The 16,192-nt window shown below is 60.1% G+C and carries 17 protein-coding genes; 3 read left to right on the top strand and 14 right to left on the bottom strand.

Annotated features, from left to right (window positions below; all coding sequences use genetic code 11):
* The first annotated feature begins 6 nt into the window (after positions 1–6).
* The 3 genes from ABIZ35_RS18305 to ABIZ35_RS18315 all read left to right on the top strand — a co-directional run bounded on the left by ABIZ35_RS18305 (position 7) and on the right by ABIZ35_RS18315 (position 3,145).
* Positions 7–1,236, top strand: a complete 1,230-nt coding sequence (locus ABIZ35_RS18305; RefSeq protein WP_348221360.1) for a sigma-54 dependent transcriptional regulator — start codon at positions 7–9, stop codon at positions 1,234–1,236.
* A 122-nt stretch (positions 1,237–1,358) separates the two neighbouring features.
* Positions 1,359–2,036: a hypothetical protein gene (locus ABIZ35_RS18310; RefSeq protein WP_348221361.1), complete on the top strand. Its 678-nt coding sequence runs from the start codon at positions 1,359–1,361 to the stop codon at positions 2,034–2,036.
* 44 nt (positions 2,037–2,080) lie between these two features.
* The gene (locus ABIZ35_RS18315; RefSeq protein WP_348221362.1) at positions 2,081–3,145 is read left to right on the top strand and encodes a type IV pilus twitching motility protein PilT; all 1,065 of its coding nucleotides are present in this window, start codon (positions 2,081–2,083) and stop codon (positions 3,143–3,145) included.
* A gap of 320 nt (positions 3,146–3,465) precedes the next feature.
* Here ABIZ35_RS18315 and secA read toward each other — a convergent pair whose 3' ends face one another.
* The 14 genes from secA to ABIZ35_RS18385 all read right to left on the bottom strand — a co-directional run.
* The gene (gene secA / locus ABIZ35_RS18320) at positions 3,466–6,459 is read right to left on the bottom strand and encodes a preprotein translocase subunit SecA (protein WP_348221363.1); all 2,994 of its coding nucleotides are present in this window, start codon (positions 6,457–6,459) and stop codon (positions 3,466–3,468) included.
* Between the two features lie 126 nt (positions 6,460–6,585).
* Positions 6,586–6,915 (bottom strand): hypothetical protein, encoded by a 330-nt coding sequence (locus tag ABIZ35_RS18325; protein ID WP_348221364.1) that lies wholly within the window; start codon positions 6,913–6,915, stop codon positions 6,586–6,588.
* Between the two features lie 31 nt (positions 6,916–6,946).
* Complete coding sequence (locus ABIZ35_RS18330) at positions 6,947–7,408, bottom strand: hypothetical protein (protein WP_348221365.1); 462 nt, start codon at positions 7,406–7,408, stop codon at positions 6,947–6,949.
* A 3-nt stretch (positions 7,409–7,411) separates the two neighbouring features.
* Entirely contained in the window at positions 7,412–8,659 is a 1,248-nt protein-coding gene (gene fabF, locus ABIZ35_RS18335) for a beta-ketoacyl-ACP synthase II (protein WP_348221366.1), read from the bottom strand.
* Between the two features lie 89 nt (positions 8,660–8,748).
* Positions 8,749–8,982, bottom strand: a complete 234-nt coding sequence (gene acpP / locus ABIZ35_RS18340; RefSeq protein ID WP_119322067.1) for an acyl carrier protein — start codon at positions 8,980–8,982, stop codon at positions 8,749–8,751.
* A gap of 81 nt (positions 8,983–9,063) precedes the next feature.
* Complete coding sequence (fabG, locus tag ABIZ35_RS18345; protein WP_348221375.1) at positions 9,064–9,816, bottom strand: 3-oxoacyl-[acyl-carrier-protein] reductase; 753 nt, start codon at positions 9,814–9,816, stop codon at positions 9,064–9,066.
* A 17-nt stretch (positions 9,817–9,833) separates the two neighbouring features.
* Entirely contained in the window at positions 9,834–10,778 is a 945-nt protein-coding gene (gene fabD / locus ABIZ35_RS18350; protein WP_348221367.1) for an ACP S-malonyltransferase, read from the bottom strand.
* The gene (locus tag ABIZ35_RS18355) at positions 10,775–11,791 is read right to left on the bottom strand and encodes a beta-ketoacyl-ACP synthase III (protein ID WP_348221368.1); all 1,017 of its coding nucleotides are present in this window, start codon (positions 11,789–11,791) and stop codon (positions 10,775–10,777) included. The genes fabD and ABIZ35_RS18355 overlap by 4 nt, the downstream gene beginning before the upstream one ends.
* The gene (gene plsX, locus ABIZ35_RS18360; protein WP_348221369.1) at positions 11,791–12,789 is read right to left on the bottom strand and encodes a phosphate acyltransferase PlsX; all 999 of its coding nucleotides are present in this window, start codon (positions 12,787–12,789) and stop codon (positions 11,791–11,793) included. The genes ABIZ35_RS18355 and plsX overlap by 1 nt, the downstream gene beginning before the upstream one ends.
* 136 nt (positions 12,790–12,925) lie before the next feature.
* Positions 12,926–13,141: a 50S ribosomal protein L32 gene (gene rpmF, locus ABIZ35_RS18365; RefSeq protein ID WP_348221370.1), complete on the bottom strand. Its 216-nt coding sequence runs from the start codon at positions 13,139–13,141 to the stop codon at positions 12,926–12,928.
* A gap of 69 nt (positions 13,142–13,210) precedes the next feature.
* Positions 13,211–13,717 carry a DUF177 domain-containing protein gene (locus tag ABIZ35_RS18370; RefSeq protein WP_348221371.1) on the bottom strand — a complete coding sequence of 169 codons (507 nt, stop codon included), beginning with the start codon at positions 13,715–13,717 and terminating at the stop codon, positions 13,211–13,213.
* Positions 13,718–13,868: 151 nt separating this feature from the next.
* Positions 13,869–14,546, bottom strand: coding sequence for a hypothetical protein (locus ABIZ35_RS18375; RefSeq protein WP_348221372.1), 678 nt, complete (start codon positions 14,544–14,546; stop codon positions 13,869–13,871).
* Between the two features lie 125 nt (positions 14,547–14,671).
* Positions 14,672–15,157 carry a pantetheine-phosphate adenylyltransferase gene (coaD, locus tag ABIZ35_RS18380; RefSeq protein WP_348221373.1) on the bottom strand — a complete coding sequence of 162 codons (486 nt, stop codon included), beginning with the start codon at positions 15,155–15,157 and terminating at the stop codon, positions 14,672–14,674.
* Between the two features lie 76 nt (positions 15,158–15,233).
* Positions 15,234–16,192: helicase-related protein (locus ABIZ35_RS18385; RefSeq protein ID WP_348221374.1), on the bottom strand; the 959-nt coding region annotated here is incomplete at its 5' end.

The following is a 16,192-nucleotide window of genomic DNA, read 5'->3' on the forward strand; positions in this document are numbered from 1 at the left end:
CATCGTATGGAGACAGCAAGTAAAGACGGAACATCCGCGCCTCAGCGCAATCTGCTCATTGCCGACGACGAGCAGAATATTCGCCGTGTGCTGGAAGCGATCTTCAAAAAAGACGGTTATCAGGTATTCACCGCCGAAAACGGAGTCAAGGCTCTGGAAATCGCCGCCGCCAACAACATTGATGTCTTGGTGACGGATCTGATCATGCCGGACATGAACGGCGTGGAGCTGCTGCAAAAGATCAAGGTCAAGCATCCCGGATCCGTCGCCATTATGATCACCGCCTACGCAACGATCAAGACGTGCGTGGACGCCATGCGCTACGGAGCCGCAGATTATATCACCAAGCCCTTCGATGTCAGCGAAGTGCGCGCGATCGTCAAGCGCTGCGTCGAGCGCGCCGCTGAGCAAAAGGAAACGATCTCCAGTCCCAGCGCCGCCAGCTCAAAAAAGCGCGTGGCGAACGCCTTCACCGAGCCAGCTAGTCCGGCGATGAAGCATATCTATCAGATGATAAGCCGCGTGGCCGCCTCCCGGGCCACCGTTCTGGTTCGCGGAGAAAGCGGTACGGGAAAAGAACTGGTCGCGCGCGCCCTGCATCAGCAGTCGGACCGCGCCACTGGCCCCTTCGTCGCGATCTCCTGCGCGGCGCTTTCTGAGAATCTGCTGGAAAGCGAACTATTCGGTCATGATAAGAACGCCTTCACCGGCGCGCTTGCCGAGAAAAAAGGTCGTTTTGAGATGGCGCATGGCGGAACGCTGTTTCTAGATGAGATTGGCGACATCTCCCCTTCTGTTCAGATCAAGCTGCTTCGCGTATTGCAGCAGCGCGAATTTGAGCGCGTCGGCGGCACAAAGACGATCAAGGTCGATGTCCGCCTGATCGCCGCAACGAATGCAGATTTGGAGATGCTCATCAAGCAGGGGAAATTCCGCGAAGATTTGTATTATCGGCTCGATGTGATCCAAATCCTGGTTCCGCCGCTCCGAGATCGCGCGGAGGACATTACTCTCCTCGTGGACGACTTCCTGGATCGGTTCAATCGGGAAAACGGCCGCAATATGATCTCGGTTTCTCCAGAGGCGATGCTGGCGCTGACTTCCTATTCCTGGCCCGGCAACGTGCGGGAACTGGAGAATGTGATTGAGCGCTGTATTGTGATGTCGGACCCGGAATCGACCGTGCTCATCCCCGCGATGCTGCCGACGATGGTCCGCGAGCGATCCCTGAGATAAAGGCCACGCCTCAAAGGGAAACGGCGCCGGCGCTTGCGTTGTTTCGGCGCCAGGGTGTATAATGTGCCCACGATGGCGCTGCCGAATTGCTGGTTCGGGCTCATCGCGAAGGAGCCACTGTTATGAAAGCCTTCCGCGCAATCGCTGCATCGGCCTTTCTTCTCGCGATCGCCGTTCCCGTCCTCGCTAAGTCCGATACGCAGCCCGACCTGCTGCTGCTGGTCTATGCGTCGGACAAAGGCGACAGCCAAATGGCGCTCACCTACCCAGGAATCGCGAGTAAGGCGCAGGTCAGCCGGGATATCGCCGCTCTCCAGGCCAGTACCGGCTGGGCGATCAAAGGCGTGACCGTTACCGAGGATGTCGCCCCGGTCAGGGGCGCTAAACAAAAGATGACGAGCGCCGTGTTCAGCGCGCCCGCCACCGTGCCTGCGACAGCGCAATATTTCCAGATCGAGCCGATCATCGATGCGCTGCGGGTCTACCCGCAAGTCGCCATCACCTATTTTGTCACGCCGAAGTTCCAATTCCATGGACTGCGCGGATATGAAGGGAAAGATGTCAGCATCACGCTGGATCAGCATGGCTCGACTTACAGCTATCGGGTGCAGATTCGCGATCCCAAATACCGCAAGCTCAATCTGCCCCTTTATCAGCCAAGTGAAGCTTCGATCCGCACAGCGGCTCAAAACAATAGCGACCGAGCGCCGATCCACGTTTGGCAGGTCGCGCTGATTGGAGTCGTCGCGGCCATCGCCGGTGGATTGGTCTACGTAGCCATGGCGCGAAACGCCTCCTAACCCAGCCCCGGCACGACAGAAATTGTATACATAAGGACCTGAGGATGCACGATCTTTACGACCTGCTGAGATTGTCCGCGCAGAAGAAGGCGTCGGACCTATTTATCAAGGCGAACAGCCCACCCGCCATGCGAATCAGCGGACGCATTCAGCCTCTGGACGAGCCGCCGCTGACCGGCGAGGAGACACGCGCTCTGGCCTACAGCGTCATGTCGCACGAGCAGATCGGCCGCTTCGAACACCGGCACGAGCTTGACCTGGCGTTCGAAGTCGAGGGTGTTTGCCGTATTCGCTGCAACGTCTACCAGCAGCGCGGCACCATGGGCCTCGTCTGCCGATTGATCCCGCTCAAAATCTTTTCGCTGGAGCAGCTCGGGATGCCCTCGGTCATCGGCGACACGACGAAAAACCGTCAGGGTCTTATCCTGGTCACCGGCCCGACCGGATCGGGCAAGTCTACCACCCAGGCGGCCATGATCGACTTGATCAACTCCACCCGGCGTACGAACATCATTACCGTCGAGGACCCGATCGAGTTCGTCCACCCAGACAAAATGTCGATCGTCTCGCAGCGCGAAATCGGCTTGGACACAGACTCGTTCCACGACGCCCTGAAGTATAGCCTGCGTCAGAACCCGGATATCCTGCTGATTGGAGAAATGCGCGATATCGAAACGATGAACGTCGCGCTCGCCGCTGCGGAAACCGGCCACCTCGTCTTCTCCACCCTGCACACCGCATCGGCGGCGGAAACCCTGGACCGTATCATCAACATGTACCCGCCGCAGGACCGCGACATGCTCTGTCTGCGCCTCTCGGGCTCGCTGAAGGGCGTTATCTCCCAGAAGCTCGTCCCCCGCGCCGACGGCACCGGCCGAGTGGGCGCCGTCGAGACGATGATCGCCACCCCGACCATCATCAAGCTCATCGAAGAAGGCCGCGCCTCGCAGCTCTACGGCGCCATCGCCGAAGGCAACTTCTGGGGAATGCAGACCATGAACCAGTGTCTGCTGAAGTACTTCCGCGCCGGGCTGATCTCCGAGGAAGAGGCCATCTCCTACGCAGGCAACGTCACCGAAATGAAACAGATGGTGCGCCGGCCAGCGTAAGCGACCTATCCCCGCGCTTTGCGCACCAACAAAGAACAGCCCCGGCATCAGAAAACTCTGATGCCGGGGCTGTTTCTACATGCCCCACCGCGCCCCGAAGGGCCGCCCTGTATGACCCACCCCCGGCCTTCGGCCGCCCCCTCCCTTGAAGCAGGGAAGGGGTGGAAAGAGATTCTCTAACCAAAGCCGCCTGCGATAACAATATCCTAATTACCCTTCCCTGCTTCAAGGGAGGGGGCGGCCGAAGGCCGGGGGTGGGTCATACAGGGCGGCCGAAGCAGCTTGTCGGGAAGGGTCGCGCGAAGCGCGGGGATAGGTCACTAAGCCACCGGCAGCGACTCGATCACCATTGCCTCATCGTCTTCGCCTTCTTCCAGCGCCCCATCTTCATCTTCCCCACCGACATTCTCCAGCATTCGGAAGAGTACGGTGACGACTTCCTCCTGCATGGACCCCAGCATTTGCTGGAACATGTCGTAGGCTTCCTTTTTGTAAAGGACCAGCGGATCGATGCCGGCGTATCCGCGCCAGCCGATGCCTTCGCGCAGGTAGTCCATGCCGCTGAGGTGATCCATCCAGTGTCGATCCAGAGCTTGCAGCATCAGGCCGCGCTCGAGATCGCGCAGTTGGGCCTCTCCCTCTTCTTCGCCCATGGCGGTCTTGAGGGCCTCTTCCTTGTCCACATACGCCTGCTCGGCGGCGGCGGCCAGGAAGTCCTGAAGCTGGTCGTATCCCTTGTCGTTGAAGTCCTCGCGGTCGGCGTACTCGTCCAGCGGGAAGATCGTGTTGAGATGCGTGAACAGGCCGTCCAGATCCCACTCTTCCTTCGGAGTCGACGCGGCGGCGTAGAGGTCCACATTCTGACTGACGTTCTCGAGCAGGAAGCCCAGGATCGTGTCGCGCAGGCTGGCGCCCTGCATGATCCGGCGGCGCTCGCCGTAGATCTTTTCGCGCTGGACATTCATGACGTCGTCGTAGTCCAGCGTGTGCTTGCGCTGATCGAAATAGTGCTGTTCGACCTTCTTCTGTGCACGCTCGATCATCGCTGACAGCAGACGCGCATCGATCGCCTGATCCTCCGCCCAGCCGGAGAGCATCGGCGAGTTGGCTTTGTCGCCGAACAAACGCCACAGTTCATCTTCCAGGGAGACGAAGAAGCGCGAGGCGCCGGGATCGCCCTGGCGGCCGGCGCGGCCTCGGAGCTGGTTGTCGATGCGGCGCGACTCATGGCGCTCGCTGCCGACGATGTAGAGGCCGCCCAGGCGGCGCACTTCATCGGCTTCGGCTTGATGCTCGACGCTTCCGCGCTCGCCCACCGGGGTCAGGCCGACCACCGACGGACCGCCGCGGCGGTACTCGTAGTCGTCGCCGTCCTCTTCGTCATCCAGAACGATCGAGCCGCCGAGCAGGATGTCGACGCCGCGTCCGGCCATGTTGGTGGCGATGGTGACGGCGCCCTTGCGTCCCGCCTCGGAGATCATCTTCGCTTCCTTTTCGTGCGACTTCGCGTTCAGGATATTGTGCGGAATGCCCTGCGTCAGCGAGGACTCCAGCACGGGCTTGAACTCATCCGCAACGCCAATGAGCTTTGCGAGCGCCGTAAGGTTCGCCGGATCGGTCGCGCTGGCCGGAATGCCGAAGTGCTTGATCGGCTCGGAGAGCTTGCCGGGTGTCAGCGTCGTCAGCTTCTGGTTGAGGAGCGCGCTGTACTCAGCGTACTTCTCCTTGTCGATCTTGTTGTTTTCCAGCTTGTCGCGCAGAATGTCCACAAGGGCGAGCATGCTCAGGCGGTCGTAGCGCAGGCGCTCCGATACGCGCTCGGACATCTCGACCGATCGGGTTCCCACGAGGACGGGCTGGTGGCGCGCATGAATCGTGAGGATCTCCCGGGCGATGCCGCGGATCTTCGCCTCTTCCGATTTGTAAATGATGTCTGCGTTGTCCTTGCGGACCATCGGCTTGTTGGTCGGAACGGAAACGACATCCAGCGCGTAGATCTTGCGGAACTCGTCCTCTTCCGTCTTGGCCGTACCGGTCATACCGCCCAGCTTAGGATAAAGGCGGAAAAGGTTCTGGAAGGTGATCGTGGCGAGCGTTCGGTTCTCGTTTTCGATCTTGACGCCTTCCTTGGCCTCGACAGACTGGTGCAGACCATCGCTCCAGCGGCGGCCGAACATCAGCCGCCCGGTGAACTCGTCGATGATGACGACCTCGCGCTTGCCCTTCTCGTTATCCTTCACGAGGTAGTCGATGTCTCGCTTGTAAACAGCATGGGCCTTGAGCGACGCGCTGGCGTGCATCATCAAGTTATGGTTTTCCGAGTCGGAAAGGTTCTTGACGGCCAGCGCAAGCTCCACCCGGCGCAAACCATCGTCCGTGAAGACTGCGGACTTATGCTTCTCTTCCACGGTGTAGTCACGCTCGGGCTTCAGCATGCGAATGATGCGGTCCATCTTCACATAAAGGTCCGAGGACGCCTCGGCCTGTCCCGAGATGATGAGCGGGGTGCGCGCTTCGTCGATCAAGATTGAATCGACTTCGTCGACGATCGCGAACATCAGCTCCGGCTGGTTCAGCTCCTGGGCGGGACCGGCGAGGTTATCGCGCAGGTAGTCGAAGCCATACTCGTTGTTGGTGCCGTAAGTAATGTCGCAGAGATACGCTTCGCGACGGGACGCAGCTGGACGCGCGTAATCGTAGCGTGGATCGTTATGCCGATACTCAGGATCGTAAATATACGTGCCGCCGACATCGCCCGTCTCCGGGCTCTGGCCCTGGATGATGCCGACCGTCAGCCCCAGAGAATGGTAGAGCGGTCCCATCGCCACGGCGCCGACTTTGCTCAGATAGTCGTTCGTGGTGATCAAGTGCACGCCGTGCTTGGTCAGAGCGTTCAGGTAGATCGCGAGAGTGGCCGTCAGGGTCTTGCCTTCACCGGTTTTCATCTCGGCGATGCGGCCGTCATGAAGAACCATGGCGCCGATCAGCTGCACATCGAACGGACGCATCTTCAGGCTGCGGTGGGCGGCTTCGCGGCAGACGGCGAAGGCCTCGGGCAGCAGCGGGTCGAGCGCCAGGTCGCCAATGGCGCGCTTCTCGACACGATCCAGCTCTTCCCAGGTCTTATCGCGCTTCTTACATTCGGCATCGAAGACCTTCTGGATCTTCTCCTGGAACTCCGCGGTCTTGGCGCGAAGCTCCTCATCAGAGAGCTTCTGGATCTGCGGCTCCATGGCGTTGATCTTATCGACGACCTTTCGGTACTTATCGACGTCGCGTTCATTGGTATCGAAAAACTTGCGTAGAAACTGCATGGTCAAATCCCTTTCGGACAGGCGGACGCACGCCCGCGCATCCCTGGCGGGCGGAGTCATAATCGTAAAGACAAGATCGAATATGATGGGTAATCGGTGAAAATGGTGAGAAAATCAGCCTCTGCGCTACGGAGCGCGGGCCGCGTGGGGGAAGGAAATGGAGCGCGTGACGGAGCAAACGGATCCAGCCAGAGCGGCCAGAGTCTGCATACACACGGGAAGCGAGCGCGACAATGGCGAAGCGATACGGCTTCGTTTGCTGCTGCGCGCGATCGTATAATGGCGTCCGTCCCGATGCATCTGCATCGGCTGCGAAAGACACACGACTTGCCCCACGTTCCCCGTGAGCGCCTGCACCAGGAAGGGCTGCGCGGAGGGCGTGATCAGGAGCCAGATGGCTAATCCCGGCGCCATCGTGAGCAAAATCTGGAGTTGAACAAGCGTTTGCTGGAACATCAAATCAGTATATCATACGGGCCGAGAGAAGTCAAAAAGTTCCGCTCGTCGGCAAATGGCCGCCATGTCGGGTCGTTTCGATGACGACGAAACCAGTACGAGGCGTTCGCGGAGCTTCATCGAACTCTTCGGAAGAAGTCTGGTCTGTAAACCACGCCAGATAAGTCTTCCATCCCTGGGCGTAAACATCCTTAACGCTAAAAAAAATATCGAACGCGATCTGCTCGCGATCGGGCCGGTCGCGCTCGTCCTTGGTCCTCTGAACGGGGCTGACCCAGCTCGGCACAATCGCGCCGTCCCATTGCGTTACCATGATCGGTGGCAGCGGAACTCCGCGCCGCCACGGCATCTGGGCGTGATAGACCGCTGTTCCATTCCCAATTTCGTGCGTCGTGTTGAAAACAACGAGCGCTCGGGAAGTCTCGGGCGCATCCAATCCCGTGTCGATGTTCTCCGCCGCTTGGCGAAGAACATTGAGGCCCTTGGGAGACATAGGCTATCCCTGCCAGCGGCGCATAACGATGGTGGCGTTGTGGCCGCCGAAGCCGAACGAGTTCGACATCGCGACTTCCACCTGCTGCCCGCGCGCTTTGTTTGCGACGAAGTCCAGATCACAGCCTTCGTCCGGATTCTCCAAGTTCATTGTCGGCGGCAGAATGCCATTATGGAGGGCCAACACCGTGGCGATCGCCTCAATGGCCCCGGCCGCGCCGAGCAAGTGCCCCGTCATCGACTTGGTGGACGAGACCGCGAGCTTGTAGGCGTGGTCGCCGAAGATCGTTTTAATGCCCTTGACTTCCAGCACGTCACCCACCGGGGTGCTGGTGCCATGCGCGTTGATGTAGCCGACTTCCTGAGGCAATACTTTGGATCGCTTCAGCGCCGCCGCCATCGCACGCGCGCCGCCGGCGCCTTCTGGAGCGGGGTTCACCATGTCATAAGCGTCGTTGCTCATACCATAGCCAAGAAGCTCGCCGTAAATGCGTGCGCCGCGCGCCAAGGCCGTTTCCAGTTCTTCCATGACAATGATGCCGCAGCCTTCACCCAAAACAAAGCCGTCGCGGCCCACATCAAACGGGCGAGAGGCATGCGTGGGATCGTCGTTGCGGCGGGACATCGCGCGCATGTTGGAGAAGCCGGCCATAGAGATCGGGGTGACCGCCGCTTCGCTGCCGCCCGCAATGGCGCCGTCGGCGTCGCCGCGCAGGATCACTTCATAGGCGTCGCCAATGGAGTTGGTGGAGGTGGCGCAGGCGGTCACGGCGGTTTCGCTCGGCCCTTGCAGGCCCAGCGAGCGCGCGACCTGGCCGGTGGCCATGTTAGCGATCATCATGGGGATGAAGAACGGGCTGACCCGTCCCATGCCGCCTTCCATCATGCGGCGATGCTGATCTTCCAGTGTCGCGATCCCGCCGATGCCGCTGCCGATAAACGTGCCGTAGCGCTCACGATTGGATTCATCAATCGTGAGACCTGAATCCTTGAACGCCATATGCGACGCCGCCATGGCAAACTGGGCGAACCGATCCATCCGCTTCGCTTCCTTGCGGTCGATATAGTCTTCGGCTACGAACCCCTTGACCTGCGCGGCGATACGCGTACCAATGTCGGAGCAGTCGAAGCCGTCCACCAACGCCACGCCGCTGCGGCCCTCAAGCAAACCGGTCCAATATTCATCGACGCCGATCCCCAGAGGAGTGATCGCTCCCAGACCGGTAATGACGACGCGTCTTTCGTTACCCATACCCCACCCTGCGCCCAATCGGCGCTCTTACTTGACGTGATAAAAACAAAGGTCCGCCCGGTGTAACAGGCGGACCGGACTGCGGGCGATTACTTGGACTTTTCGTCGATGTAATCGACGGCTTCCTGGACCGTGGTGATCTTCTCGGCGTCTTCATCCGGAATGTTCACGTCGAACTCTTCTTCCAGCCCCATGACCAGCTCGACTACGTCGAGGGAGTCCGCGCCCAGATCGTCGATAAACGACGCCTGCGGGGTCACTTCGTCCTCAGCCACATCCAGCTGCTCCACAACTACCTTCTTCACACGTTCGAACGTTGACATGCCGTCGTCTCCTTAATAACATTGTTCATGCTGCGCCGCGCGCGGATGCGCTTGGCTCACAGAGTGATTGAGTTTGCCGTCTTAAATCACCAGCCCGCCATCCACGGTCAGCACTTGCCCCGTGATGTAGCTTGAAAGGCTGGAGGATAGGAACGACACCGCAGCCGCGATGTCCTCCGGGGAACCCAGCCGGCCGGCCGGGATTTCTTTGACGATCTTCGCCTTTTGCTCGTCATTGAGCGCGTCGGTCATCGCGGTCTCAATGAAGCCCGGGGCCACAGCGTTGACCTGGATGTTGCGGGTGGCGACTTCTTTGGCCACCGTCCGCGTGAAACCGATCAAGCCAGCCTTGGAGGCCGAGTAGTTCGCCTGCCCGGGATTGGCGATCAGACCGATCACCGACGAGATATTGATGATCTTACCCGAACGCTGCTTCATCATGGGACGAAGCGCCGCTTTGGTCATCAAAAAAGCGCCCTTGAGGTTGATGTCCAGCACCAGGTCCCAGTCCTCTTCGGACATCCGCATGACCAGGCCGTCCTTCGTCACCCCGGCGTTGTTCACTACTATATCCAAACTGCCCCAGGTTGTCAAGACCTGCGAGATCAAATTTTCTACTTGCGAGGCGTTCGAGACATCGCACTGCAGAGCGATCGCCTTGCGGCCCAGCGCTTCGATCTCAGCCGCCACCGCCTCGGCCGCCGCCGGCGAAGAGCCGCCGGTTACCGCCACATTGGCGCCCAGCTCCGCCAGGGCCAGCGCGATGGCGCGGCCGATGCCGCCGCCGCCTTTGCTCATGCCCGTGACGATGGCGTTCTTGCCTTCCAAATTCATTGTGAGCGATGCCGCCATTAGCCGTTCTCTCCCCGCGCGGCGAACGCCTGCGCTTCTTCCATCGTTCCCGCCGAAATCACGACGGCGTCCGGCGCGAGCCGCTTCATCATCTTCGACAGCACCGTACCATGGCCGACTTCGACAAATGTATCAAAGCCGTCGGCCGACAAACGCTGGATCGATTGCTCCCAGCGGACCGAATGATCGATCTGAGCCGCGAGATTGGTTCGGATATCGGTGGCCGTGGTTTCGTACTCCGCCGTCAGATTGGCGACCACGGGAATTGTTATGTCGGCGATCGCCGCTTTTTCCAGCTCCACCGCCATTGATCGCACCGCCGGGGTCATCAGGCGCGAATGGAAAGCGCCGGAGACTTTGAGCTCCACGATCTTCTTGGCGCCGCGCTCCTTGGCGATCTCGGAAGCCCGCGCCACTCCTCCCGGCGTACCGGAAATCACGACCTGTCCACCGCCATTGAAGTTGGCGGCGTCCACAATTCCCGCGCCCTCCGCCTCAGCGGCTTGGCACGCCTCGACAACGACGTCAGGCTCCAGCCCCAGAACAGCGGCCATGGCGCCTTCGCTGGCGACGGAGGTGCGGTGCATCTCCTGCGCCCGGCGGTTCACCAGATGCAGCCCCGTGGCGAAATCGAACGCTCCGGCGGCGACGCACGCGGCGTACTCACCGATCGAATGCCCGGCGACCGCCTGCGGCTTCGGCGCGCCCAAACTTTCCAGCACGTGCAGGGTGGCGACGGAGCAGACGAAGATGGCGGGCTGCGTGTACAGCGTCTCCTTCAGAGTCTCCTCGGGGCCGAAGCGGCAGATCGAGCTGATCTTCGTCCCCAGAAGCTCGTCGGCCTCATCAAAGACATTGCGCGCGGCCTCAGAATGCGCGTACAGATCGCCGCCCATTCCTACCGCCTGCGATCCCTGTCCGGGAAACAAATAAGCGATTTTCAAGATTGTTTGCTCCAGCGCACCACATTGGCGCCCCAGGTCAGTCCGGCGCCGAACCCGACAAGGACCACCAGATCGCCTGTCTTGATTCGGCCCTGCTTCACGGCTTCGTCGAGCGCGAGTGGGATAGACGCGGCGGAAGTATTGCCGTATTTGTCGAGGTTGGTGAAGACCTTTTCGAAGGGCAGGTTCATGCGCTCGGCCGCCTTGGTGATAATGCGAATGTTAGCCTGATGAGGAATAAAACAGTCGATCGCGTCGGGAGTGAGCCCTACGCTCTCCAATGCCTGGATCGCCGCCTCGCCCATCGTCTGCACGGCGAACTTATAGACTTCCTTGCCATTCTGAAAGATCTTATCCGCGCCGCCCCGAACGCAGTCGGCGGTCAGCGGCGTGCGCGATCCGCCCGCCGGAACATTGAGAAGCGGGCCGCCGGCGCCGTTTGCTCCCAAAATCCCGCCGAGATAACCGCCGTCGCCTTCGATGGGGCCTATGACGACAGCGCCGGCGCCGTCGCCGAAAAGGACCGCCGTATTACGATCGTCCCAATTGACAATTCGAGAGAGGGTTTCAGCTCCCACCACCAGCACGCGACGGTATGCGCCGGAGCGCACCATCTGCGCGGTGATGTGCAGGGCGTAGCTGAAGCCGGCGCACACGGCGCCCACATCGAATGCGGCCGCCTGGTAGGCTTCCAGACGATGCTGCAGCACGGTCGCGGTGGAGGGAAACGATCCGGGGAAATCCGGCGTGCAGGAGGCGACGACGATCAGATCGATGTCGGCCGCCGTCAGTCCCGCATCGTCGAGAGCACGCCGCGCGGCTTCCAGAGCGAGATCGCTCGTCGCGACATCGGCGTCCGCGATACGGCGCGCCCGGATCCCCGTGCGGCTGACGATCCATTCATCGGATGTCTCGATCCGCTGCGCAAGGTCGTCGTTGGTGACGACCTGAGGCGGCGCATAAGACCCCGTCCCGAGGATTCCCACGGTGCGGAGCGCAGTACTTTCCGTCATCAACGATCCTCGCTAAATTTCGGCACGGCGTCACGGACCGTCGAAACGTAATCCGTGCCGGCCGCCTTGGCTGCGGCGCGGATGGCGCTGGCGATCGCCTTCGCCCGTGAGCGGCCGTGGCAGATAAAGGAAACGCCGTTCACGCCCAGCAGCGGCGCGCCGCCGGTCTCAGCGTAATCGATCTTGGAGAGCAAGCGTTTTAGAGGAGGCCCCATAGCCTCCACGGTCGCCTGCCCGCCCGCCTTCGCTTCCTGAGAAAGCAGCGTGACGATATACTCCGCCACGGCTTCGCCGGTTTTGAGCAGCACGTTGCCGGCAAATCCATCGCAAACCACGACATCGGCGGCGTGCTCGAATACGTCCTTGCCTTCAACATTGCCGATGAAGTTCAAGGGGCGATCCGCGAGCAAGGCGTACGTCGTCTTGGTCAGCTCGTTGCCCTTGCCCGCTTCGCCGCCGATGTTGAGAAGGCCGACACGAGGACTTGCGACCCCCATGACCTTTTCCGCATAGACGGAGCCGAGCAGAGCGAACTGAAGGAGATTTTGCGGCGAACAATCCACATTCGCGCCGGCGTCGACGAGCAGGGTCGCCCCATGCGCCGTCGGCAGAGAGGCAGCGATCGCGGGCCGTTCAATGCCGGGAATGCGCCCCAGGTCGAGAGCCGCCACAGCCATCGCGGCGCCGGTATTACCCGCGCTAATGGTGGCGTCAGCGCGTCCCGACTTGACCATCTGTCCACAGACGACCAGGGAGGAGTTGCGCTTCTTGCGAACGGCGGAGGCCGGATGGTCGCTCATCTCGATCACTTCCGTCGTATGCTCGATTGTGATATTGCTGGGGATATCGCCTTCCGACGCGAGCTGCAGCCGAATGGCCGCCTCGTCGCCGACAAGGATGATGGTAAGGGCGCCGTCTTCACGGGCCACTGACAACGCGCCTTTGACAACTTCAACAGGAGCGTAGTCGCCCCCCATCGCGTCAACCGCGATCTTCATAAATGTCCCACGATGTTAGAAAAAATTGGAAAACAGAGTGACGAACGGCGCGGGCCGCAAAGATGTTCCCGGCATTTGCATGGTTCCGGCGGCGATCATCGCCGCCGGCTGCGTGGCAAAGACGCCGGGAGATCGATTACTCTTCCGTCGCTGTTTCTTTGATCTTGATGGCTTGGCGTCCGTTGTAGGTTCCACAGACGGGACACGCATGGTGGTCCAAACGCATCTGATAGACTCCCGGGGCGAGCGGAGCGCAGACGTTGCAGCGGACCAGAGCCGGCAGCTCCAGCTTGTAGTGCGTACGGCGCTTGCGGGTCCGTTGGTTAGAATGTCGTCGCTTGGGTATCGGCATGAAAGTTCACCTCCTCGTGCGGAGCGTTGATCGCTCCAAAAACTCGAAAAATCTTAATTATCGAAAAACTTACTCTTCGAGCAGCTTCGAAAGGTCGCTGAAGGGCGATTTTTTAAGCGGCTCGGCTGTGTCGGCGCCCGCAGTCTTCACGGGAATGCCCGGGCAATCCTCGCGGCAGAGCGGCATGAGCGGCTCCGCCAAGATCGTCGCCTGACGGATCAAAACATCCATCAGAAGAATCTTGTCTTCGAACGCGCCGATGTTCTCTTCCTCCACCACTTTCGTGACCTTATCGTGGTGCTGGGAATCGTCCATCTCCTGCAGGTCAAACTGCTCTTCGATATCTGCTTCGATCGGCACTCGGACCGTCTCCAGGCAGCGGTTGCAATCCATGGCGATGGTGGTCTTGATCGGGCCGCGAACAAGCAGCATCGAACCCGTATTGGTGACCGTGATGTCTCCGACAATGGGCGAGACGTATTCCACGTCTTCATCCGCGTACGGAGGCTCGTTCACCTTATACGTGTGGTGCATCCCAGGAGTTCGAATAATTTCAGCAAGATCGAAGCGCAGCATAACGTATTTCCTGAGACCTGTTTTCGTACCACAGGCCATCATTACAGCGATCCATTGTACCTGAAACTCTCGGCAAAAGCGACCAAAATCACTCAAAAGCACAAAAGATTGCAAAAAATAGCAGGCGTATTCTTAAAAAACAGCGAGCGTTCTAGTGCCGGCTGCCCACGAAATCGGCGCCGTTGCGGCTGTCGGCAAACGACGCGGCGTTCTCATTGGCGCGCAGACGCTGGTCCAGCTTCTTACGACCGCGCTCGATCGTGGACGAAAGCTCGCCCACCGTGCGCTCCAGATCCGACATCACCGTATGCGCGTACTCATCGGCGCCCTTGCGCAGATCGCGCGCTTCGTACTCGGCGGCGGCGATGATCTCACGCGCCTGCACCGTGGCTAATCGCACGAGTTCGCTCTGGCTGATCAGCTTCTCGCTCTCCTGATGCGCCTCGCGCAGCATTGCTTCCGCCCGGGCGTGCGCTTCGCTCACCACGGACTTGGCGCTGGACTCGGCGGTTGTCGTCATCTTCTGCGCCTGCGTCTCAGCATCGCGCAAGTGGCGCTCGGCGCTGGCCCGCGCTTCCTTGGTGATCTGGGCGCTTTCTTCCTGAGCGTCTTCCAGCGTCTGCTCCGCAGTCATGCGGGCGCCGACAATCACCTTTTCGCTTTCGGCGGTCAGACGGGACGCCCGCTTGACCTCGTCCGGCAGCGAAGCGCGTATCTTATTGGTAATGTCGAGGAAGTCCTCGCGATGAAAGTCCCAGGTGATGCCCATGATGACCTGACGGTCTTCGACAAGGCTTTCCAGCTCATTCAGCAGCTTGATTACATCCACAGTCTATATTCCTCCCACCGAAGCGCAGGCAACGCTGGTGATGATTACGGGGTCGTTCGAACAAGAACATACATATGCCCGGCGAATGAATTCGCGGCTATCTGATCATCGCACATCAAAGCGAATCAAACGTTCGCAAAACTTTGCTTCAGAAACGGCAGAACGGCGTCGGGGACCAATCCTTCGATTTGCCCGCCCAAGCGCCCGATCTCTTTGACGATACTGGAGGATAAAAACGAATGCTCGCCCGCCGCCATCAAAAAGACCGTCTCCACCGCCGGCTGCAAGCGGCGGTTCAGCATCGCCATCTGAAACTCGTACTCAAAATCCGATACGGCGCGCAGTCCCTTGACGATCACCTGCGCTCCGCGCGCCACGGCAAAATCGACCAGCAGGGCCTTCTCAAGCCGCTCCACGCTCACATTGTTCAGATCGGAGCAGGCTGTCTCCAGCATCTCCACACGCTCGGCGATCCCAAACATCGGCGACTTGCTGGAATTGACGGCCGCCAATACGACCACTTCATCGTACATGGCCGCCGCGCGCCTGATAATATCAAGATGCCCGCTTGTCACGGGGTCAAACGATCCGGGATAAACAGCGATCATCAAGGCCTCTCCGCCATTGCTCAGGTTACAATACTCGAAATGCGACGATTTTGCAAATCTTTTTCGATTTTGCGCGTTTTTAGCTCGACGCCATCTTCATCACACGCTGATATTGTCGCCGGACGCGCGCTTTCAATTCCTTGTACTCCGGGCGCTCCATCAGTGGATCTTCGTCCAGCAGCGCAAACGCTTCATGGCGCGCCTCGTTCAAAATCGACACGTCGCGCAGCACGTCCAGGAACGGCAGGGTTTCGACGCCGGACTGACGCGTGCCGTAAAAATCACCCGGACCGCGCAGTTTCAAGTCTTCCTCGGCGATCAAGAAACCGTCCGTCGTATGCGCCATTGTCGCGAGGCGGGCGGCGCCGTCCTCGCTCTTGGGATCGCCGATCATCAGACAGTACGACTGCGTGGAGCCGCGCCCCACCCGTCCGCGCAATTGGTGAAGCTGCGCCATCCCAAACCGCTCGGCGTCCTCGATGATAATGACCGAAGCGTTCGGGACATCGACGCCGACTTCGATCACGGTCGTCGATACCAGGATGTTCAGCTCGCGGTCCCGGAACCGCGTCATCGTTTCTTCTTTTTCCGAAGGCTTCATCTGCCCGTGGAGAAGCCCGACTTTATACTCTTGAAAGACCTGCAGTTGCAAGTGGCTCGCCAGCTCCGTCGCGGCCCGCGCCTGAAGCTTCTCGTTCTCTTCGATCAGGCTGCAAATGACGTAAGCCTGACGTCCTTCGGCGAGCAGGGCGCGCAGGCTTTCGTAGACTTGCGGCCGCTCCGCGCCGCGCTTCCAGTGCGTTTTGATCGGCTTGCGTCCCGGCGGCAATTGATCGATGATACTGACATCCAGATCGCCGTAGACCGTCAAGGTCAAGGTCCGTGGAATCGGCGTCGCCGTCATGACCAAAATGTCCGGCGATGTTCCCTTGCTCTTGAGGGCGGCGCGCTGAAGTACGCCAAATCGGTGCTGTTCATCGACAACGGCAAGCCCAAGCTTGTGGAACGCGACCGTGTCCTGAATCAGCGCATGGGTGC

It is taken from the genome of Capsulimonas sp. (assembly GCF_039929585.1).
In the GTDB taxonomy this organism is placed as follows: Bacteria; Armatimonadota; Armatimonadia; order Armatimonadales; family Capsulimonadaceae; genus Capsulimonas.

Bases quoted from the DNA above. Each gene is read 5' to 3' on its own strand.
- ABIZ35_RS18305 (WP_348221360.1), top strand. From the start codon at position 7: ATGGAGACAGCAAGTAAAGACGGAACATCCGCGCCTCAGCGCAATCTG.
- ABIZ35_RS18310 (WP_348221361.1), top strand. From the start codon at position 1,359: ATGAAAGCCTTCCGCGCAATCGCTGCATCGGCCTTTCTTCTCGCGATC.
- ABIZ35_RS18315 (WP_348221362.1), top strand. From the start codon at position 2,081: ATGCACGATCTTTACGACCTGCTGAGATTGTCCGCGCAGAAGAAGGCG.
- secA (WP_348221363.1), bottom strand. From the start codon at position 6,459: ATGCAGTTTCTACGCAAGTTTTTCGATACCAATGAACGCGACGTCGAT.
- ABIZ35_RS18325 (WP_348221364.1), bottom strand. From the start codon at position 6,915: ATGTTCCAGCAAACGCTTGTTCAACTCCAGATTTTGCTCACGATGGCG.
- ABIZ35_RS18330 (WP_348221365.1), bottom strand. From the start codon at position 7,408: ATGTCTCCCAAGGGCCTCAATGTTCTTCGCCAAGCGGCGGAGAACATC.
- fabF (WP_348221366.1), bottom strand. From the start codon at position 8,659: ATGGGTAACGAAAGACGCGTCGTCATTACCGGTCTGGGAGCGATCACT.
- acpP (WP_119322067.1), bottom strand. From the start codon at position 8,982: ATGTCAACGTTCGAACGTGTGAAGAAGGTAGTTGTGGAGCAGCTGGAT.
- fabG (WP_348221375.1), bottom strand. From the start codon at position 9,816: ATGAATTTGGAAGGCAAGAACGCCATCGTCACGGGCATGAGCAAAGGC.
- ABIZ35_RS18355 (WP_348221368.1), bottom strand. From the start codon at position 11,791: ATGACGGAAAGTACTGCGCTCCGCACCGTGGGAATCCTCGGGACGGGG.
- plsX (WP_348221369.1), bottom strand. From the start codon at position 12,789: ATGAAGATCGCGGTTGACGCGATGGGGGGCGACTACGCTCCTGTTGAA.
- rpmF (WP_348221370.1), bottom strand. From the start codon at position 13,141: ATGCCGATACCCAAGCGACGACATTCTAACCAACGGACCCGCAAGCGC.
- ABIZ35_RS18370 (WP_348221371.1), bottom strand. From the start codon at position 13,717: ATGCTGCGCTTCGATCTTGCTGAAATTATTCGAACTCCTGGGATGCAC.